The organism is Micromonospora sp. URMC 106 (assembly GCF_051386395.1).
GTDB lineage: Bacteria > Actinomycetota > Actinomycetes > Mycobacteriales > Micromonosporaceae > Micromonospora.
In genome coordinates this window covers 36,122-55,745 of record NZ_JBPQTP010000034.1, presented here as the reverse complement: position 1 = coordinate 55,745, position 19,624 = coordinate 36,122, and the positions used below count along the sequence as shown (strand labels likewise).

Annotated in this window: 15 protein-coding genes; 6 read left to right on the top strand and 9 right to left on the bottom strand. The window is 75.0% G+C overall.

Annotated features, from left to right (window positions below; genetic code table 11):
• Nucleotides 1–364 precede the first annotated feature (364 nt).
• From galT to ACSNOB_RS13780, 5 genes are all read right to left on the bottom strand, one after another.
• On the bottom strand, nucleotides 365–1,441 hold the full coding sequence (gene galT, locus ACSNOB_RS13800) for a galactose-1-phosphate uridylyltransferase (RefSeq protein WP_436687003.1): 1,077 nt from the start codon (nucleotides 1,439–1,441) through the stop codon (nucleotides 365–367).
• Complete coding sequence (locus tag ACSNOB_RS13795; RefSeq protein ID WP_436687002.1) at nucleotides 1,438–2,280, bottom strand: DeoR/GlpR family DNA-binding transcription regulator; 843 nt, start codon at nucleotides 2,278–2,280, stop codon at nucleotides 1,438–1,440. Before ACSNOB_RS13795 ends, galT begins: the two co-directional genes overlap by 4 nt.
• A gap of 106 nt (nucleotides 2,281–2,386) precedes the next feature.
• On the bottom strand, nucleotides 2,387–3,916 hold the full coding sequence (cysC, locus tag ACSNOB_RS13790) for an adenylyl-sulfate kinase (RefSeq protein ID WP_436687001.1): 1,530 nt from the start codon (nucleotides 3,914–3,916) through the stop codon (nucleotides 2,387–2,389).
• Nucleotides 3,917–4,021: 105 nt separating this feature from the next.
• A complete protein-coding gene (locus ACSNOB_RS13785; protein WP_436687000.1) occupies nucleotides 4,022–4,573 on the bottom strand; it encodes a DM13 domain-containing protein in 552 nt (183 codons plus the stop codon).
• Nucleotides 4,574–4,702: 129 nt separating this feature from the next.
• Nucleotides 4,703–6,199, bottom strand: a complete 1,497-nt coding sequence (locus ACSNOB_RS13780) for a glycosyltransferase family 2 protein (RefSeq protein WP_436686999.1) — start codon at nucleotides 6,197–6,199, stop codon at nucleotides 4,703–4,705.
• A 242-nt stretch (nucleotides 6,200–6,441) separates the two neighbouring features.
• Between ACSNOB_RS13780 and ACSNOB_RS13775 the strand changes: the two genes are divergently transcribed.
• The 5 genes from ACSNOB_RS13775 to ACSNOB_RS13755 all read left to right on the top strand — a co-directional run bounded on the left by ACSNOB_RS13775 (nucleotide 6,442) and on the right by ACSNOB_RS13755 (nucleotide 10,720).
• On the top strand, nucleotides 6,442–7,356 hold the full coding sequence (locus ACSNOB_RS13775; RefSeq protein ID WP_436686998.1) for an ABC transporter ATP-binding protein: 915 nt from the start codon (nucleotides 6,442–6,444) through the stop codon (nucleotides 7,354–7,356).
• Nucleotides 7,349–8,233 (top strand): ABC transporter permease, encoded by an 885-nt coding sequence (locus tag ACSNOB_RS13770; RefSeq protein WP_436686997.1) that lies wholly within the window; start codon nucleotides 7,349–7,351, stop codon nucleotides 8,231–8,233. Before ACSNOB_RS13775 ends, ACSNOB_RS13770 begins: the two co-directional genes overlap by 8 nt.
• Nucleotides 8,230–9,186: an ABC transporter ATP-binding protein gene (locus tag ACSNOB_RS13765; RefSeq protein WP_436686996.1), complete on the top strand. Its 957-nt coding sequence runs from the start codon at nucleotides 8,230–8,232 to the stop codon at nucleotides 9,184–9,186. The genes ACSNOB_RS13770 and ACSNOB_RS13765 overlap by 4 nt, the downstream gene beginning before the upstream one ends.
• 2 nt (nucleotides 9,187–9,188) lie before the next feature.
• A complete protein-coding gene (locus ACSNOB_RS13760) occupies nucleotides 9,189–9,899 on the top strand; it encodes an ABC transporter permease (RefSeq protein WP_436686995.1) in 711 nt (236 codons plus the stop codon).
• Nucleotides 9,900–10,069: 170 nt separating this feature from the next.
• Complete coding sequence (locus ACSNOB_RS13755; protein WP_436686994.1) at nucleotides 10,070–10,720, top strand: hypothetical protein; 651 nt, start codon at nucleotides 10,070–10,072, stop codon at nucleotides 10,718–10,720.
• Nucleotides 10,721–10,843: 123 nt separating this feature from the next.
• Here ACSNOB_RS13755 and valS read toward each other — a convergent pair whose 3' ends face one another.
• Complete coding sequence (valS, locus tag ACSNOB_RS13750; protein ID WP_436686993.1) at nucleotides 10,844–13,408, bottom strand: valine--tRNA ligase; 2,565 nt, start codon at nucleotides 13,406–13,408, stop codon at nucleotides 10,844–10,846.
• Between the two features lie 67 nt (nucleotides 13,409–13,475).
• Between valS and ACSNOB_RS13745 the strand changes: the two genes are divergently transcribed.
• Nucleotides 13,476–14,126 carry a nitroreductase family protein gene (locus tag ACSNOB_RS13745; RefSeq protein ID WP_436686992.1) on the top strand — a complete coding sequence of 217 codons (651 nt, stop codon included), beginning with the start codon at nucleotides 13,476–13,478 and terminating at the stop codon, nucleotides 14,124–14,126.
• 61 nt (nucleotides 14,127–14,187) lie between these two features.
• Here ACSNOB_RS13745 and ACSNOB_RS13740 read toward each other — a convergent pair whose 3' ends face one another.
• The 3 genes from ACSNOB_RS13740 to ACSNOB_RS13730 all read right to left on the bottom strand — a co-directional run bounded on the left by ACSNOB_RS13740 (nucleotide 14,188) and on the right by ACSNOB_RS13730 (nucleotide 19,582).
• Nucleotides 14,188–15,765, bottom strand: coding sequence for a trypsin-like serine protease (locus ACSNOB_RS13740; RefSeq protein WP_436686991.1), 1,578 nt, complete (start codon nucleotides 15,763–15,765; stop codon nucleotides 14,188–14,190).
• A 134-nt stretch (nucleotides 15,766–15,899) separates the two neighbouring features.
• Nucleotides 15,900–17,768, bottom strand: a complete 1,869-nt coding sequence (locus tag ACSNOB_RS13735) for an ABC transporter ATP-binding protein (protein WP_436686990.1) — start codon at nucleotides 17,766–17,768, stop codon at nucleotides 15,900–15,902.
• Nucleotides 17,765–19,582 carry an ABC transporter ATP-binding protein gene (locus ACSNOB_RS13730; RefSeq protein WP_436686989.1) on the bottom strand — a complete coding sequence of 606 codons (1,818 nt, stop codon included), beginning with the start codon at nucleotides 19,580–19,582 and terminating at the stop codon, nucleotides 17,765–17,767. The genes ACSNOB_RS13735 and ACSNOB_RS13730 overlap by 4 nt, the downstream gene beginning before the upstream one ends.
• Between the last annotated feature and the right edge of the window lie 42 nt (nucleotides 19,583–19,624).

The window sequence follows — 19,624 nt, the reverse complement described above, 5'->3', positions numbered from 1 at the left end:
CTCCCGCGCCGCACCCTGTCCCGGCCCGCGCCCCGCGCCCCGTCCGGGGGCACGCCTAGTCCGGGGGCGTGCACTGTCCGGGGGCGCGCCTCGGGGACTGGCCTCGGCCCGGAAGTCGATGTCCGGGTTCGCGCCTTGTCCGGGGCTCGCGTTCTGTCTCCGGCCCGCGCACTTGTCTCGGGCTCGTTCCTGTGAAGAGCCCCGACACGGGTTTCCGGCCCCGCACACCGGCCCCGCACACCGGCCCCGGCACCGTTGACGGTGGCGCTGCGCCGGTCTCCGGACACCCGGGCCGCTGGCTGAAGGATCCGTCCCGCCACCCCGGGTGTCCGGAGGCCGCCTCAGCGCGGAGGGGTTCGGTGACTCACCCGGCGCGGAGGAGTTCGGCGGCGCGTTCCGGGGCGATGTCGTTGATGAAGACGCCCATGCCGGACTCCGAGCCGGCCAGGTACTTCAGCTTGTCCTTCGCTCGCCGGATGCTGAACAGCTGCAGGTGCAGGTGGCCCAGTTCGCGGTCGACGCGTACCGGGGCCTGGTGCCAGGCGGCGATGTAGGGCATCGGCATGTCGAACAGCCCGTCGAAGCGGCGCAGCACGTCCAGGTAGAGCGGCCCGAAGGCGTCCCGCTCGGCGTCGTCGAGCGCCGGGATGTCGGGCACCGGCCGGTGCGGGGCCACGTGCACCTCGAACGGCCAGCGCGCCGCCGCCGGGACGTACGCCGTCCAGTGCTCGTTGGCGGTGACCACCCGGTCGCCGGCGGCCCGCTCGGCGGCGAGCACGTCGGCGTAGAGGTTGCGCCCGCCGGTGCGTTCCGCGTGCCGGCGGGCGGCGGCCAGCAGCGCCCGGGTGCGCGGCGTCACGAAGGGGTACGCGTAGATCTGGCCGTGCGGGTGGTGCAGGGTCACGCCGATCTCCACGCCCCGGTTCTCGAAGCAGAACACCTGCTCCACCCCGGGCAGTTCGCCGAGCGCCGCCGTGCGGTCGGCGAGCGCGTCGAGCACGGTGCGCACCCGGCGCGGCGGGAGGCCGGCGAACGAGGCGTTGTGGTCGTCGGTGAAGCAGACCACCTCGCAGCGGCCCCGCCCCGGCCGGACCGGCGTGAACGGGGTGATCTCGGCCGGCTCGTCGGCCACCCGGCCGCTCAGCGACGGGAACCGGTTCTCGAAGACCGCGACGTCGTAGTCCGGGGCCGGGATCTCGCTGCGCCGCTCGGCGGTGCTGGGGCAGAGCGGGCACTGGTCGGCCGGCGGGAGGAAGGTGCGGGTCTGCCGGTGTACGGCCACCGCCACCCACTCGTCGGTCAGCGGGTCGTGGCGCAGCTGCGACGCGGGCGGTGGCGGGGGCAACTCGCGGCGGTCCGGCTGGTCGCGGACGGCGTCGTCCCGCTCGTCGAAGTAGATCAGTTCGCGGCCGTCGGCCAGCTCGATCGCGGTGCGCTTCACCGTGCCACTCCCTCCGTCGTCGCCGTGGCGGCGGCCACCGTGCGGCCGACCACCCGTTCCCCGTCCGTCGCCGGCACGATCACCAGCTCGCCGACCCGGTCGTCGAGCGTCCGCCGCGCGTCGGGGGGCAGCTGGTCGTCGGTGACCAGCACGTGGGCGGCGGAGAGCTCGACGATGGAGGAGATGCCGACCGTGCCCCACTTGGTGTGGTCGGCGAGCACCACCAGCCGGTCGGCGGCGGCCACCAGCGCCCGGTCGGTCTCCGCCTCCATCAGGTTCGGCGTCGTGTAGCCGGCCCGCTCGGTGATCCCGTGCACGCCGAGGAAGAGCAGGTCCAGGTGGAGCGACCGGATCGCGCCGACGGCGAGCGGCCCGACCAGGGCGTCGGACGGCGTACGCACCCCGCCGGTGAGCACCACGGTCTGGTCCGAACGGCCCCCGGTGTGCAGGATCTCGGCCACCGGCAGCGAGTTGGTGACCACCGTCAGGCCCGGCACGTCGACCAGCCGGCGGGCCAGCTCGGCGGTGGTGGTGCCGGCGGAGAGGGCGATCGCGGCGCCCGGGCGGACCAGCTCCGCCGCGCGTCCGGCGATGGCCGCCTTCTCCGCCAACTGCCGCACCGACTTGGCCCGGAATCCCGGTTCGTCGGTCGAGCCGGGGCCGGCGACCGTGGCGCCGCCGTGCACCTTGGCCAGCAGGCCCCGCTCGTGCAGCGCCTCCAGGTCGCGCCGGATGGTCATGTCGGAGACGCCGAACTCGGCGGCCAGCTCGGTGACCCGCACCCCGCCGGTGGCGCGCACGCGGTCCAGGATGGCCGCCTGGCGCTGCTGAGCGAGCATCCGCCACACCTCCGTGCTTCCCGCGCGCTCCCACGCGGTCAAACGTGTTCGAACAAAGATGAACACTAGCGCGTGTGGGCGACCCACGGAAGGAAACGGGTGCGGATCAGATGGACTGGAGCCTGGGCTCGACCCAACCCGTCTCGGTCAGGTGGTGCAGGACGGCCTCGACGGCCTCGTCGACCGTCAGGTCGCTGGTGTCGACGACCAGGTCGGCGTCGGTCGGCTCCTCGTAGGGGTCGTCGATGCCCGTCATCCCGGTGAGGAGGCCGGCCCGGGCCCGGGCGTACAGGCCCTTCCGGTCGCGCTGCTCGCAGACCTCGAGCGGGGTGGCGACGTGCACCAGCAGGAAGCCCGCCCCGGCGGCCAGGGCCATCTCCCGGGCGGTCGCGCGCGCCTGGGCGTACGGGGCGATCGGGCAGCAGATGCCGACGCCGCGGTGCCGGGCGATCTCGGCGGCCACCCAGCCGATCCGCCGCACGTTGAGGTCGCGGTCGGCCTTGCTGAAACCCAGGCCGGCGGAGAGCTCGCGGCGTACCACGTCGCCGTCGAGCAGCGTGATCGTCCGGTCGCCCTGCTCGCGCAGCGCGTCGGCGAGGCCGCGCGCGATGGTGGACTTGCCGGAGCCGGAGAGCCCGGTCAGGAAGACCACCAGGCCCCGGTGCCGCCGGGGCGGCCGGGCCCGGGCCAGCTCCTTCGCCACCGCCGGCGGGGTGTGCCACTCGGGCAGCGGGAAGCCCCGGTCCAGCAGGTCGTCGATCTCCGGCTGGGTCAGCGCCAGGCGCCGGTTGCGGGGCGGGATGTCCTCCCGCCAGCGCCACTGCCCGTCGCGGTTGTCGTAGGCCAGCTCGCGCGGCACCAGCACCCGCAGGCCCGCGCCGGAGAGCATCTCGCCGGTGGAGAGGAGGTGCGTCACGCCGTACGCCGCCGACACCCGGGCCCGCAGCAGCGCGTCGCTGATCTCGTCGCGCCGGCGGGACAGCGGCACGGCGACCAGCGTGGCCGGCGGCATCCGGTCCCGGGCGGCGAAGACGGCGCGCACCAGCGCCTCCGGCGGCAGCCCGCCGGTGCCGCCCTCGCCGACGGGGATCATCACCAGCAGGTGGGCGCCGAGCGTCCGGGCGGCGTGGGCGATCTGGGCGAGCTGGGGCCGGTGCAGCGGGCGGTCGGCGACCACCCCGAGCACCCGGCCGGGGGGCAGCAGCGCGCGTACCTCCTCGGGCGTGCGGCGCAGCCGCTGGAACGGGCCGTGACCCCCGTCGCCGAGCCGGCGGACCGTGCCCCCGACGCCCGCCACCCCGTCACGGACCTGCCAGGCGTCGGCGACCTCCAGCGCCGCGATCGGCGCGCCCTCGCCGTCGGTCAGCACCAGGGCGCGGCGTGCCTCGTCGCGCGGATCGAGGCCCTGGGCGAGCGTCGAGGGCACCTGGAGCGTCACCGGCACCGGCCACGGGGCGCCGTCGGCGAGCCGGCTCCGGCGGCTGACGGAGACCAGGTCGGCGCGGGTCATGAAGCCGGTCAGCGGGGCGTACGCCCCGGTCAACAGAAGCTCCAGGTCGGCGAGTTCGCCGGGGCGCGGCGTGTACGCCGGCGCGTCCCGGAGCACCTCGTCGGGCAGCACCCAGCTGTTGCTCATCCATCCCCCAACCCACTGACCGGCACACAGTTTCTCAGCCTGTCGGCGATCGGTCGAGAGCGCCACTCCACGCCGTGCGCGCCGACGCGGACGACGGCCGACGGGTCAACGGGGCGCGGCCAGGGGCGCCGCGCCGAACGAGACGGCGAACCGCTTGCACCAGATCGAGACGCTGGTCAGGCCGGTCAGGTCGACGCCGGCCGGGATCTCGTACCCCTGGTCGCCCCGGTTGCCCTTGAGCCGGCCCAGCTCCACCCACCGGCCGTCGTCGAAGACCCGCCACCCGGCGGTGCCGGGGCGCACCGGCTGGTCGGTGAGCCAGACCCGCAGGTCCGGGCCGTTGGACGTGGCCAGCCCGACCAACTCCAGCCGGTGCCGACCGTCGGGGGTGCGGACGATCCGGGCGCTGCCGGACGTGTCGTGCTCGTGGGTCACGAACTCGCCCCGGCTGACCAGGACCGGGCCGGTGGGGGTGGTCGCGCCGGTGGCGGAGGCGGTCGGGGCCGGCGCCGGCTCGACGGTCGTGAGCGCCTCGTCGACCTCGGCGTCGGTGACCAGCTTCCACGGCTGGAACCAGTAGAGGCCGAACGCCGAACCGGCGGTCAGGGTGACGACCACCACCCAGGTCAGCGGCATGCGGAACAGGCGGGTGAGCATGTGGACAGTCTGGCGGTCGGGCCGTCCCCTGTCACCGGGCGCACCGTGTTCGATGTCCTGCCGCCGCCCCCGATCGGCCGCGCGTCGCGAAGCGGCCGGTCGCGTTCCGGCCCAGCCCGGCGCCGCGGGTCAGCGCCGTCTGATCCGACGCCCGACCGCCCGGCGCAGCCGGTGCCAGAGCGCCCGCTCGTCCTCCACCACCGGGGCGGCGCCGTCGGCGGTGAAGCGCAGCCGCAGCGGCAGGTGGGCGTCCTCGGCCCATCCGGCGCTGGTGACGCGGGCCTTGAGCGTCCAGGTGCCCGTGGTGCGGCCGCAGTTGAGGGCGGCGGCGTCGACCGTGGCGACGGCGCGGTGCAGGAGGTGCCGCTCGCCGGCGGGGCCGGGCACCCAGCGGTGGTCGGCCGTGACCGGCAGGAACACCTCCTCTCTCGTCTCCTGGTGCCGGGCGACGAGGTCGAGCCTGCTGCGGCCGAGGGTGGCCGTCACCTCCCGTAGCGCGGGGTCGAGGCCGTCGACCGGCAGCACCAGGACGTCCCGGTCATCGTCCGAGGCGAAGGTGACGGGCCGGCCGGCCGCCTCCAGCCGGGCGGAGACGGCGACGGTCAGCGTCGTGCCGGACAGGTCGTGGCGTTCGACGGTGCCGGCGGCGCGGACGCCCGCCTCCCATTCGGCCATCCGACGCAGGTCCGCGGTGCGGCCCTGTTCGAGGAGGTGTGCCAGCACCCGTTGCAGCGGGGGCAGACCGGCGGCGACGCCGGGCGCGAACCGGTCCCGGATCACCTCCTGGATCTCCCGTACGACCTGCGTCAGCCACTCCTCGGGGGCGTCGAGCATCCGCTTGCCGCGTACCCGGTTGAGCATCTCGTTGCGCAGCCAGCGGCGGTGCAGTTGGTCGCGCAGCGGCCCCGGCTCGGTGTGCGCGTCGACGATGTCCAGCGCCTCCCGCAGGCTGGCGTAGTACTCGGCCGGGTCCAGCCGGGTGGCCGTCACGTTCCCGGCGTCGCCGCGGCGCGCGTGGTGGTAGCAGGTGTAGTCCGACAGCACGCAGGTCCGCCGGGACAGGAGGTACGACCGCACCACCATCCGGTGGTCCTCCAGGCGCCGCGGCCAACCCTCCGGGAAGCGCAGCCCGTGCTCGTCGAGGAAGGCGCGGCGGAACATCTTGTGGCAGGTCAGGCTGTCGATCAGCGGCGAGTTGGCCAGGGTGGCGTCGAACCGGTTCCGCCGGAACAGCTCCCGTGGCACGCCGCGCCCGTGCCCGGCCATCCGGCCGATCACGATGTCGGCGTCGTGGGCCCGCGCGCAGTCGTACAGCCGTTCGAGCGCCTCGTCGCCGAGCCAGTCGTCGTCGTCGGCGAACACCACGTACTCGCCCCGGGCGTGCGCGACGCCGAGGTTGCGCGGCCGGGACGGCCAGCCCGAGTTCCCGGTGCGCAGCACCCGGAAGTGCGCGTGTTCGGCGGCGAGCCTCTCCAGCCGGGCGGGCGTGTCGTCGGTCGAACCGTCGTCGACGAAGACCGCCTCGTACTCCGTCGCAGGCAGCGACTGGCGCAGCAGCGAGGCCACGAGACTGTCGAGGTGTGGTCCGCTGTCGTGCGTGGGCACCACCACACTCACCTTGGGCATCGTCGTACCGCCGATCATGCTCTCCCCCGTGGGTCGGTCGGCCCCGGCAGGCCCTCGGCCCGCCTCGGGCAGCGGCGAACCGCTCTAGGGTGGACGCCTCACCCGCCGATCCGGTTGCCCGGATGTTTCCGCGAGGTTCATCCGGCGGGCGCGGACCCTAGGGGGCGCGGGCCGCAAGGATCAGGGGAGCGCCGGGGGCGTGCCGCTGCCCACGGGGGCCTCCGCCTCCTACGCTGGACGTCGTGACACTGATCGCGACCGAGTCGCTGACCAAGACCTACGGGGGTGGGGTCACCGCGCTGGCCGACCTGACCGTCGCGGTCGAGCCGGGGATCATCGGACTGGTCGGCGCGAACGGCGCCGGCAAGTCCACGCTGATCAAGATCCTGCTCGGCCTCCTCGCCCCGACCAGCGGGCGGGTCCGGGTGCTCGGGCTCGACCCGACCCTCGACTCCGCCCAGGTCCGCGCCCGGGTCGGCTACATGCCCGAGCACGACGCCCTGCCGCCGGACCTCTCCGCCGCCGAACTCGTCACCCACCTCGGCCGGATGAGCGGGCTGCCGCGCACCGTCGCCCGGGAGCGGGCCTCGGAGGCGCTGCGGCACGTCGGGCTCTACGAGGAGCGCTACCGCCCCGTCGGCGGCTACTCCACCGGCATGAAGCAGCGGGTGAAACTCGCCCAGGCCCTGGTGCACGACCCCGACCTGTTGCTGCTCGACGAGCCGACCAACGGCCTCGACCCGGCCGGCCGGGACGCCATGCTGGCGCTGGTGCACCGGATCGGCACCGAGTTCGGCATCTCGGTCCTGGTCTGCTCGCACCTGCTCGGCGAGGTGGAGCGGATCTGCGACACCCTGGTCGCCATCGACGGCGGGCGGCTGCTGCGCGCCGACCACATCTCCGCCATGACCTCGGCCACCGACCTGCTCGCCGTCGAGGTCAGCGAGGGCACCGAGGAGCTGGCCGCTCGGCTCGCCGCGCTGCGCCTGCCGGTACGCCGGGACGGCCGGCTGCTGCTCGTCGAGCTCGCCGACGACGCCACCTACGACCTCATCCTCGGCGCGGTCGCCGAGCTGGACCTGCCGTTGCACCGGCTGGACCAGCGCCGGCACCGGGTGGCCGAGCTCTTCGCCACGAGGGAGCCCAGCAATGCCTGAGCCCACCGGCGTCATCCACGACATCGGATACCAGCGCTACACCGGTCCCCGGCTGGGGCGCCGGCAGGTCTTCGGCGCGCTCTACCTGCACGGTCTGCGTACCGCGTTCGGGTTGGGCCGCAGCGCCAAGGCCAAGATCTTCCCCTGGCTGGTGGTCGGCATCGTCACGCTGGTGGCCGCCGGCGTCACGGCGGTGCGCAGCCAGATCGGCGAGGTGGTGATGACCTACGCCCAGTTCGCCGACAACATGAGCTGGCTGGTCATCTTCTTCGTCGCGGTGGTCGCCCCCGAGCTGGTCTCCCGGGACCTGCGCAGCGGGGTGTTGCCGCTCTACTTCTCCCGGCCGCTGCCCCGGTCGGACTACCCGCTGGCCAAGCTGCTGGCGATGACGACGGCGCTCTGGCTGCTGCTCGGCGGGCCGCAGCTGGTGATGTTCCTGGGCGCCGCCTTCACCACCGACGCCGGCATGCGCGGGGTGTGGAACGAGCTGCTCGACCTGCTGCCGGGGCTGCTCTACGCCGGGCTCTGGGCGGTGGTCTTCGCCTCGATCGGCCTGCTGGTCGCCTCGCTGACCGGCAAGCGGGCGTTCGCGGCCGGCGGGATCGTGGCGGTGTTCCTGATGACCACGCCGATCGTCGGCACCCTGTCGATCATGCCGTCCCGGGCGGTGAACGAACTGGCCTTCCTCGCCTCGCCGTCGACGCTGGTGGGCGGCGTGGGCACCTGGGCGCTCGGTGACCTGCTGGTGCCGGCGGGTCAGGACGTGGACATACCGATCGGTGACTTCGGCCCGGTCTACGCCGTTGCCGCCGTGCTGCTCGTCGCCGCCTGCGTCACCCTGCTGCTGGCCCGGTACCGGAAGGTGGCCACCCGATGAGCGCGATCAGTGCCGAGCCGACCACGGCACCCACCCACACCACGAGCACGCTGGACCTGGTGGGGGTCTCACGCTGGTACGGCAACGTGGTCGCCGTCAACGACGTCAGCATGCGCCTCGGGCCGGGCGTCACCGGTCTGCTCGGCCCGAACGGCGCCGGCAAGACGACCCTGCTGCACATGATGGCCGGCTTCCTGTCGCCGTCGCGGGGCGCGGTCACCCTCGACGGCCGGCCCACCTGGCGCAACCCGGAGGTCTACCGGCGGCTGGGCCTGGTCAGCGAGCGGGAGGCGGTGCACACGTTCCTCACCGCGTACGAGTTCGTGCTGGCCAGCGCGAAGCTGCACCGGCTGCCGGACCCGGAGGCGGCGGCCCGCCGGGCGATCGCCCTGGTGGAGATGGAGGCAGCGCAGGACCGCCGGATCGGCACGTACTCCAAGGGCATGCGGCAGCGCGCCCGGGTGGCCGCCGCGCTGGTGCACGAGCCGCAGGTGCTGCTGCTGGACGAGCCGTTCAACGGGATGGACCCGCGCCAGCGGCTGCACATGATGGAGCTGCTGCACCGCCTCGGCGACGCGGGCCGGACGATCCTGTTCAGCTCGCACATCCTGGAGGAGGTCGAGCAGGTCTCCGGCACCGTCCAGGTGATGGTCGCCGGCCGGCTGGCCGCCTCCGGCGACTTCCGCACCATCCGCCGGCTGATGACCAACCGGCCGCACGTGTTCGCCGTCCACTCCACCGACGACCGGGCGCTCGCCGTGGCGCTGATGGCCGAGGCGTCGGTGACCGGCGTGGAGCTGGGCCGCACGGGGCTGACCGTGCGGGCCGGCGACTACGGCGCGTTCACCCGCGCGCTGCCGAAGATCGCCCTGGCGAAGGGCATCCGGGTGCGGCAGTTGGTGCCCGAGGACGAGTCCCTGGAGAGCGTCTTCTCCTACCTGGTGGAGGCCTGAGCATGTCTACCGTTACCTGGATCACCGCGCGGGGGCTGTTCGGGCGTCGCCGGTTCCTCCTGCTGCTGCCGCTTCCCGTGGTGCTGGTGCTGCTCGCCGTGCTCTCCCGCTCGCTCGGGGTGGATCCGGGGGAGTGGGGGCCGCCCGTGCTGGTCGGCCTCGGCCTGGCCGTCGTGCTCCCGGTGGTCTCCCTCATCGTCGGCACCGGCGTGCTGGGGGCCGAGATCGACGACGGCACGGTCGTGCACATCCTGACCAAACCGCTGCCGCGCTGGCAGATCGTGCTGCCCAAGCTGGCCGTGGCCACCGGCGTCACCGCGGTCACCGTCGCCGTGCCGCTCTACGTCGCGGGCGTGCTGGCCCATTCGGCGCGCCTCGGCCTGGCGCTCGCCGCCGCCGCGGCGGTCGGGGCGCTGGCGTACTCGGCGCTGTTCGTGGCGCTGAGCCTGCTCACCCGGCGGCCCGTGCTGCTCGGCCTGGTCTACGTGCTCATCTGGGAAGGCCTGCTCGGCAACTTCGTCGGCGGCACCAAGGTGCTCTCCATCCAGCAGTACGTGATCGCGCTCGCCGACCGGTTGGCGCCCACCGGTCTGCTGGAGACCAGCGTCTCGGTGCCGGTGGCGGCGGTGATGGCCGCGCTGATCAGCGTGGGCTTCACCGTGCTGGCGGTCGACCGGCTCCGCTCGTACAGTGTGGCCGGCGAGACGAGCTGACCGGCGCGTGACGACGGCCCGGGCGGCGGGTCCGGCGGCGCGCCGTGGCGCGTCCCGCCGGCCCTCCCGGGCGGCCGGGCGGGCGACGACGCGCGGCGGGCCGCCGCCCGGGCGGTCATGGTAGGGCTGGCCGGATGGACCGGGCCGCGCCCTCGGGCGAGGCTGTGGGCGTGAGTGCGGAAGCGGGTCTGTTGATGTCGCGCGATTCCTACCCCGGTGTGGGCCGGCACCGGATGATCAGCCTGGCGGTGGCCGGGCTGGCGGCGGCGGCGACCACCACGGCCGCCCAGGCCACCGGGCGCTTCCACTGGTGGGCCGGGTTCGTGCTGATCCCCGGCGCGCTGATCGCCGCCGCCGGCGGGCCGCTGCTGGCCCGGGGCGGCGGGCGGGCCTTCGCCGGCTACGTGGTCGCCTGCCTCGGCGCGCTGGTGTTCGCGGTCGGGGCGCTGCTGATGTTCGGCGTGGTCGGCCGGGGCTGGCCCCTCATGGTCATCCTGCCGTGCCTGGCGGTCGCCGGCACCTACCACTGGCGGCTGATCCACCCGTTGGCACGGGGGCTGCACCGGGCGGTCGCCCTGCTGGCGCTGGCCGGCGCCGTGCTGCTCGGCGGGACGCTGCAACTGACCCGCGTCGACCTGATCGACATCGATGCCGCGCCGATGTGGGGGGCGGTCCTGATGCTGGCCGGGGTGATCGTGCTGGGCAACGCGGTGGAGCTGACCCGGCACCGGATGCCGTACCGCCTCCAGGCGATCACCCTGCTGGTCGGTCCCGCCGTCGTCGGCTTCCTCCTCGGTCTGCGCCTGCTGCGCGGCTGGTGACCCCGCCGGTGGCGGCGAGGTGGCAGGCCGGGGACGTGGTGGCCTTCCCGCCGTGGGAGACCACCACATCCCCGCCGTCGCGCGGGTCCTGCCGCCCGGCCAGCCGGGCCCGGCCGGCCGCGGTCAGAAGGCGCAGGCGACCACCAGCTCGGTGGTGCGGTCGGGGAGCAGGTCCAGTTTCGTGATCCGGCCGGCGGCGCGGAGGTCGTCGGAGATCACGGCGAGCTGGTCCAGCAGGGCCGCCGGGCCGAGCGCCTCGGCCAGCGGCACCTCCGCCTTCATCGACAGCTTCCGCTCCGACTTGGCTCGGCGCACCTGGCTGAGCGCGTCGCCGGCGAGCCGCAGCAGCTCCGGCTCGCCCGCGCCCTCGATCGCCCGGCCCACCTCGTGGACGGTCGGCCAGGGCGCGCGGTGCACCGAGCCGTACCGCCACCAGGACCAGACCTCCTCGGTCACGTACGGCAGCACCGGGGCGAACAGCCGCAACTGCACCGAGAGCGCGGTGGCCAGCGCCGCCCGGGCCGAGTCCGCTCCCGGACCGGAGCCGTAGGCGCGCTCCTTCACCAGCTCGATGTAGTCGTCGCAGAACCGCCAGAAGAAGCTCTCCGCGACCTGCAACGCCGCCGTGTGGTCGTACGCCTCCAGCGCGGACGTCGCGGCGGCGACCACGTTGGAGAGTTCGGCGAGCATGGCGCGGTCCAGCGGCTCGGTCGCCGGGGCGCGCAGCGCGTCGGCGGCGCCCAGCCCGAGGGCGAACTTCGACGCGTTGAGCAGCTTGGTGGCCAGCCGCCGGCCGACCTTGATCTGGGCCGGGTCGAAGGCGAGGTCCATGCCGGGCTTGCCGTTCGCCGCCCAGTACCGCACCGCGTCGGAGCCGTGCTGTTCCAGCAGCGCCATCGGGGTGACCACGTTCCCCTTGGACTTGGACATCTTCTTGCGGTCCGGGTCCAGGATCCAGCCGGAGAGCACCGCGTCCCGCCAGGGCAGCACCCCGTGCTCCAGGTGGGCGCGGACCACCGTGGAGAAGAGCCAGGTGCGGATGATCTCCTGCCCCTGCGGGCGCAGATCCATCGGGAAGACCCGGCCGAACAGGTCCGGATCGGTCTCCCACCCGCCCACGATCTGCGGGGTCAGCGAGGAGGTGGCCCAGGTGTCGAGCACGTCCGGGTCGCCGACGAAGCCGCCCGGCCGGCCGCGCTGGGCCTCCTCGAACCCGGGCGGGGCGTCGCTGGACGGGTCGATCGGCAGCGAAGACTCGTCCGGCGTGAGAGGGTGGCTGTAGTCCGGCTCGCCAGCGTCGTCGAGCCGGTACCACACCGGCACCGGCACGCCGAAGAAGCGCTGCCGGCTGACCAGCCAGTCACCGGTCAGGCCGCCCACCCAGTGCTCGTAGCGGTGCCGCATGTGCTCCGGCACCCAGCGCAGCTCCCCGCCCCGGGCCAGCAGCTCGTCGCGCAGCCCCACGTCCCGGCCGCCGTTGCGCAGGTACCACTGCCGGGTGGAGACGATCTCCAGCGGCCGGTCGCCGCGCTCGTAGAACTTGACCGGGTGGGTGATCGGGCGCGGCTCGCCCACCAGGTCGCCGGCGTCGGCCAGCAGCCCCACCAGCGTCCGCCGGGCCCCGTTGACGGTCTGCCCGGCCAGCGCCGCGTAGGGCTGCGCCGGCACCCCGGCGGGCGGCTCCGGCAGCAGCCGGCCGTCCCGGCCGACGACCACCCGGGTGTCCAGCCGCAGCTCCCGCCACCAGGTCACGTCGGTCAGGTCGCCGAACGTGCACACCATCGCGATGCCCGTGCCCTTGGCCGGGTCCGCCAGCGGGTGCGCCCGCACCGGCACCTCGACCCCGAACACCGGCGTACGCGCGGTGCCGCCGACCAGGTCGGCGTACCGCTCGTCGTCGGGGTGGCAGACCAGCGCCACGCAGGCCGGCAGCAGCTCCGGCCGGGTGGTGTCGATGAGCACCTCGCGCCCGCCCGGCCCGGCGAACCGCAGCCGGTGGTACGCCCCGGGGCGCTCCCGGTCCTCCAGCTCCGCCTGGGCGACTGCGGTGGCGAACCCGACGTCCCACAGCGTCGGCGCCTCCGCCTGGTACGCCTCGCCCCGGGCCAGGTTGCGCAGGAACGCGCGCTGCGAGGTGGCCCGGGCCGCCCGCCCGATCGTCGTGTACGTCAGCGACCAGTCGACGGAGAGGCCGAGCCGCCGCCACAGCTCCTCGAAGACCTGCTCGTCGGCGATCGTCAGCCGCTCGCACAGCTCGATGAAGTTCCGCCGGGAGATCGGGGTCGGGTCCTTGCGGGCCGCCTCGTCCACCGGGGTCTCCGGGGCCCGCCAGTCCGGGTCGTACGGCAGCGCCGGGTCGCAGCGCACGCCGTAGACGTTCTGCACCCGGCGCTCGGTCGGCAGGCCGTTGTCGTCCCAGCCCATCGGGTAGAACACCGCCCGCCCGCGCATCCGCTGGAACCGGGCCACCAGGTCCGTGTGCGTGTACGAGAAGACGTGTCCCATGTGCAGCTCGCCCGATACGGTCGGCGGCGGGGTGTCGATCGCGTATACGTCCGAGCGCTCCTTCGAGCGGTCGAACGCGTACGTGCCCTCCTCCTGCCAGCGGCGCGCCCAGGTCTCCTCGAGCCCGTCCAGGGTCGGACGCTCGGGGACGCCGGCGCGGGCCGTCCTCGCCGTATCAGTCATCCGTCGATGGTAGTAGGCAGCGGACAACGGCCGGACCACGGTTGTCCGGCGTGCCACGATGGATGTCGTGCCGACACTCCCGCTGGGCCCCGACGAGCTGCTGACCACCACCCGCTCGGTCCGCAGGCGGCTGGACCTCACCCGGTCGGTGCCGATGGAGCTGGTCCGCGAGTGCCTGGAGATCGCCCTCCAGGCACCGTCGGGGTCGAACCGGCAGGGCTGGCGGTGGGTCGTGGTCACCGACCCGGCGAAGCGGGACCTGATCGGCCGGATCTACCAGCGCGCGGCGCACGGCTACCTGGCCTCGGAGGGCTCGGCCGCCCGGCTCTTCGCCGACGACCCGGAGCGGGCCGAGGAGCAGCGCCGGGTGGGGGAGAGCGTGGCCTGGCTCGCCGACCGGATGGGGCAGGTGCCGGTGCTGCTCCTGCCGTGCCTCCAGGTCGACTCCGGCGAGCTGCCGGCCGGCAACCAGGCCGGGCTCTGGGGGTCGGTGCTGCCGGCCGCGTGGAGCTACATGCTCGCCGCCCGGGCGCGCGGCCTCGGCACCGCGTGGACCACGCTGCACCTGGCGTACGAGGCGGAGGTCGCCGAGCTGCTCGGGCTGCCCGCGACCGTGCGCCAGGCCGCGCTGATCCCCACCGCGTGGTACACCGGCCAGGGGTTCCGGCCGGCGCGGCGGCAGCCCCTGGACGAGGTCCTGCACGTCGACCGGTGGTGACCCGCCGGCCGACGCCGCCCGCGACCGGCCCGGGCGGTGCTTCGGCGCGGGGCCGGTCGGGTCAGCGGAGGGCCGGTCCGCTCAGCGGGCCCTTGGTGGCCAGCCGGATCCGCAGCCCGCCGTAGGTGCGGGCGTTCGCCCGGTCGAGGATCGTGGAGACCGGGGCGTAGGAGTTCCGCTCGTTCGGGTTGGTGCAGGCGCCCTGCCCCGGGTCGCCGTGCGACAGGATGCCCAGCGCCTTGCCGTCGGCCTCCGTGAAGAGCGGGCCGCCGCTGTCGCCCGGTCGGGCGCAGATGCGCACGTCGATGCCGCCGCTGGTCTTGCCGATGATCTCCCCGCAGCGGGTGCCGGGCAGGTAGCCGGCGCCGGCGCCCGAGTCGACGTACTGCTCGCCGGCCTTCGGCGTGTACGCCGCGCCGGTCGCGCAGACCACCCAGCCGGGCTGGATGGCGCTCCACGGCACGTGCCCGGTGACCGCCACGTCGCCGCTGCCCCGCGTGGCGCACCGCGGGTTGTCGGGCACGCACCAGTAGTTGACCAGGCTGGGCACCTGCGTGGCCCCCACCGGGTACGCCCACCTCCCGATCGCGCCCGCCTGGTACGGCATGATCGCGTAGTCGTACGGGTAGGCGTTCTCGGCCAGCCCCCGCCTCGACGCCTCGACGGTCACCGGCACCTTCGGGCCGAGGAACTGGTGCCAGGTGCGGTCCACCAGTTGGTGCCGCCCCCCGACGACGCAGTGCCCCGCCGTCAGCACGTACGGGTCGCGCAGCCCGACGAGCACGTTGAAGCCCGTCGTGCAGCCGCCCACGGTGCCGTCGTCGCGCGGCACGTCCAGCCGGATGCCGCCGCGCATCGGCGCCTGCGCGCAGTCGCGCGGGTCGCAGGCCTTCTGCACCACGGTGCCGGCGATCCGGGCCCGGGCGCGGGCCGGCACCCCGGCGGCGCGCAGCGCGTCGGCCAGCCGGGGATCGTCGGCGCGGATCCGGTCGCCGGTGAGCACGACCACCTCGTTGGCCCGCTCGTCCACCACCACGTCGGCGCCGGCCGTCGCGTCGAGCGTGGTGGCCAGCCGAGCCGCCGCCTCGGTGAGCTGCCGCAGCGGGTGGCGCACCGGCACGACCCGGATGTGCGCCGCGTCCGGCAGGTTGGCCACCGTCGCCCGGACCGGCTCGACGCCGGTGGCGGCGACGGTGAGCACGCCCCCGGCGGCCTGGTCCAGCCACATCCCGCCGTACGCGGCGGGGAACTCCGCGGCGAGCGACGCGGCCAGCGGCGCGGACAGCTCCTGGAGCGCGAGCCGCCGGACCGCCTCGTCGGTGTCGACCCGGTAGCGGTCGCGCAGGTAGGAGACGGAGGCGGGGCTGTCCCCGGCGACCTCGGCGGCCGGGCGGGCCCGGAGGGTCACCGCCGCGCCCGGCGTGGCGCCGCCGCCGGGGCGGCCGCCGAGCCCGCTGTCCGCGCCGGCCGGCGCGGCCGCCGGGGCGGCGCCGTCACCCAGCGGGACCGGGGTCCCCGCGGCGGTGGGCGTGGCCGGTGCCCGGTCGGTGTCACCGAACGGCATCCCGGCGACCGCCGCCGCACCCGCCGCGCAGGCGACGACCACCCCGGCCGCCACCACCCGTCGTCGCAACCGCACCTGGCAACCTCCCCCGTCGTCGCCGTCGGGATGGTCGGGGACCGCTCCCGCTCGGCGCGGTGAGTCTAGTGGCACCGTTGATCATCGTGGGCCCCGTGCGGTCGGTGGGGAGCGGTCCGTCCACGCCGCCGGACTCACACCAGGGAATCGCGCCACTGCCGGTGCAGGGCGGCGTACCGGCCGCCGGCGGCGGCGAGCCGGTCGGGCGGGCCGTCCTCGACGATCCGGCCGCCGTCGAGCACCAGCACCCGGTCGGCCGTCTCCACGGTGGAGAGCCGGTGCGCGATCACCAGGGCGGTGCGGTCCCGCAGGACGGTGCCCAGCGCGCGCTGCACCAGCCGCTCGGTCGGCACGTCCAGCGAGGAGGTCGCCTCGTCCAGGATCAGCACCGCCGGGTCGGCCAGGAACGCCCGGGCGAACGCGACGAGCTGCCGCTGGCCGGCGGAGAGCCGGCCGCCGCGCCGGTGCACCTCGGTGGCGTACCCGTCGGGGAGGGCCGCGATGAAGTCGTGCGCGCCGATCGCCCGCGCGGCGGCCTCCACGGCGGCGTCGTCGGCGCCCGGCCGGCCGAACCGGATGTTCTCCGCCACGGTGCCGCCGAAGAGGTGGGTCTCCTGGGTCACCAGCACGACCGCGCGGCGCAGCTCCGCGTCGGCGACGTCGCGCAGGTCGACCCCGTCGAGGCTGACCGTGCCGGCGAGCGGGTCGTGGAACCGGGCGAGCAGCTTCGCGACGGTCGACTTGCCGGCGCCGGTGGGCCCGATCAGCGCCACGGTCTGCCCGGCCGGGACGGCGAGGTCGAGCCCGGCCAGGATCGGCGCGTCCGGCCGGTAGCCGAAGGTGACCGCGCGGAAGTCGACCGCCCCCCGCCCCGGCCCGCCGGGCAGCGGCACGGGCCGGGCCGGCTCGGCCACCGACGGCCGCTCGTCGAGCACCCCGGCCAGCTTCTCCAGGGCGGCGGTGGCCGACTGCAACGAGTTGTAGAACTGGCTCAGCTCCTGCATCGGCTCGAAGAACCGCCGCAGGTAGAGCAGGAACGCCGCCAGCACGCCGACCTCGGTCGCCCCGCCCAGCACCCGAGCGCCGCCGTAGCAGAGCACCACCGCCACGGTCACGTTGCCGATCACCTTGATCCCCGGCGAGTACGTGGCCATCAGCCGGAACGCCTGCCGGCTCGCCACCCGGTAGTCGTCGTTGACCGTCGCGAAGATCCGCTGGTTGCGCGGCTCCCGGCGGAACGCCTGCACCGCCCGGATGCCCCGCATCGACTCCACGAAGTGGACGATGACCAGGGCCATCGCCTCCCGGGTGCGCCGCCACGCGTCGGCAGACGCCCGCGCGAACCAGCGGGACAGCCAGAACAGGAACGGGAACGCGAGCAGGGTCACCGCGGCCAGCGGCAGGTCCAGCCAGAGCAGGATGCCGGCCACCGACAGGATCGACAGCACCGCCAGCACCAGGCCGTCGATGCCACCGCCGACCAGTTCCCCGATCGCGTCCAGGTCGCTGGTGAGCCGGGAGACCATCCGGCCGGCGGTGTACCGCTCGTGGAACGCCACGGACAGGCGCAGGAAGTGCCCGTACACCCGCTGGCGGAGGTCGAGCAGGACGGCCTGGCCGATCCGCGCGGAGAGGGTGAGGAAGCCCCGGCGGGCCGCGTACTCCACGACGGTGGCGGCGGCGAACGCGGCGGCGACGGCCAGCAGCGGGCCGGGCTCGCCGGCCCGCAGCGGCGCGATCGCGCGGTCGATGCCGAGCATCACCAGGTACGGCCCGGCCATCGCGGCGGCGTTCTGGCCGAGCAGCAGCGCGACGGCCAGCCCGAGCCGGCGCCGGTGCGGGCGCAGCAGGTCGCGCAGCAGCACCCGGCTGCGGACCCGGAGTCGGGCCACCGCCTCGGGCGCGGTGTCCTCGGCGAGGCTGCGGTCGGCGTCGGGGTCGGTGGCGACGCCGCGCCACCGGGTGAGGTCCGCCCCGCCCGGGTGGGCGGCCCCGCCGGTCACGACCGCACCAGGCCGCGGCCGTCGGGCGGCGCGGGTGCCGGCTCGGCGGAGAGCACCGCGCGGTACGCCGGCACGTCGGCGAGCAGTTCGGAGTGCCGCCCGACGGCGGTGATCCGACCCCCCTCCAGCAGCGCCACCCGGTCGGCGAGGGCGATCGTGGAGGGCCGGTGTACCACCAGCAGGGCGGTGGCGTTGCGCAGCACCCGCTTCAACGCGGCCTCCACCAGCGCCTCGGTGTGCACGTCGAGCGCGGAGAGCGGGTCGTCCAGCACGAGCAGCGCGGGCCGGCCGAGCACCGCCCGGGCCAGGGCCAGCCGCTGGCGTTCCCCGCCGGAGAGCGACAGCCCCTGTTCGCCCACCCGGGTGGCCAGCCCCCACGGCAGCTCGTACGCGAAGTCCGCCTGGGCGAGCGCGAGGGCGGCCCGGACCTCGTCCTCCCCGGCCTCCGGGCGGCCCAGGGTGAGGTTCTCCCACACGGACATGGAGAACAGCGTCGGCTCCTCGAAGGCCACCCCGACCAGCCGGCGCAGCGAGGACAGCCGCAGGTCACGCAGGTCGTGCCCGTCCAGGGTGATCCGGCCGCCGGTCACCTCGTGCAGCCGGGGCACCAGGGAGAGCAGGGTGCTCTTGCCGCTGCCGGTCGCGCCGACCAGCGCCACGGTCTCGCCCGGCTCGACGGTCAGGTCGACGTCGCGCAGCACCGGCGCCGTGGTCCCCGGGTAGCGGAACGAGACCCGCTCGAAGCGGAGCCGGCCGCGCACCTCGGTGCGGCGCAGGGCGACCGCGCCCGGGGCGTCCACGATGGCGGGCGGGGTGTCCAGCACCTCCAGGACCCGGTCGGCGGCGGTCGCCGCCTCCTGGCCGTTGGCGATGATCCAGCCCAGCGACTGCACCGGCCAGATCAACATCAGCTGGAGGCTGACGAACGCGACCAGCTCGCCGATGGTCAGCACGTCACCGGCGGCGGCCGCCGCGCCGGCCACCAGCACCACGCCCAGGGTCAGGTTCGGCACCAGGTCGAGCAGGGCGGAGGTGCGGGCCAGCAGCCGGCCCTTGTCGACCCCGGTGTCGTGCAGCGCCCGGGCGTCGACGGCGAACCGGGCGGCCAGTTCCGGCCCCCGCCCGTACGCCTTCATGGCGCGCAGCCCCTGGGCGGTCTCCTCGACCAGCGTGGCCACGTCGCCCTGCTGGTCCTGCATCCGGCGGGAGGCGGCGTGGTACTGCCGGGCGAAGCGCCGGGTGATCAGGAACAGCGGCACCGCGCTCGCCGCCACCAGCAGCCCCAGCGCGGGGTGCAGCCGGATCAGCAGCACCACCACGGCCAGGTAGGTCACCAGGTTGAGCACCAGGAAGAAGAGGCCGAACGAGAGGAACCGGCGCAGCACCGACAGGTCGCTGGTGATCCGGGACAGGAGCTGCCCGGACTGCCACCGGTCGTGGAATCCGGCCGGCAGCCGTTGCAGGTGGGCGTAGACGTCGGCGCGGATCGCCGCCTCGATCCGCATCGAGGACGACGACTGCACCCAGCGCCGGATGAAGATCAGCAGCGCCTCGACCAGGCCGAGCAGCAGCGCCAGCCCGGCGAGCCGGAGCAGCCCGGCCGGGTCCTGCCGGGCGACCGGGCCGTCCACCACCCGCTGCGTGACCAGCGGTACGGCGATGCCCGCCCCGGTCGCGGCGAGCCCGGCCAGCAGCAGCCAGCCGAACTCGGCCGCGTGGGGGCGCAGGTAGTGCCGCAGCCGCCAGAGGTTGTGCAGCGGATGCGGGCCGGCCTCGACCCGGGGAGCGGGGTTGCCGTCGCTCTCCGCAGGCACTACCCGACGGTAGCGTCAAACGGGAGCGACGCCGCTGTCAGC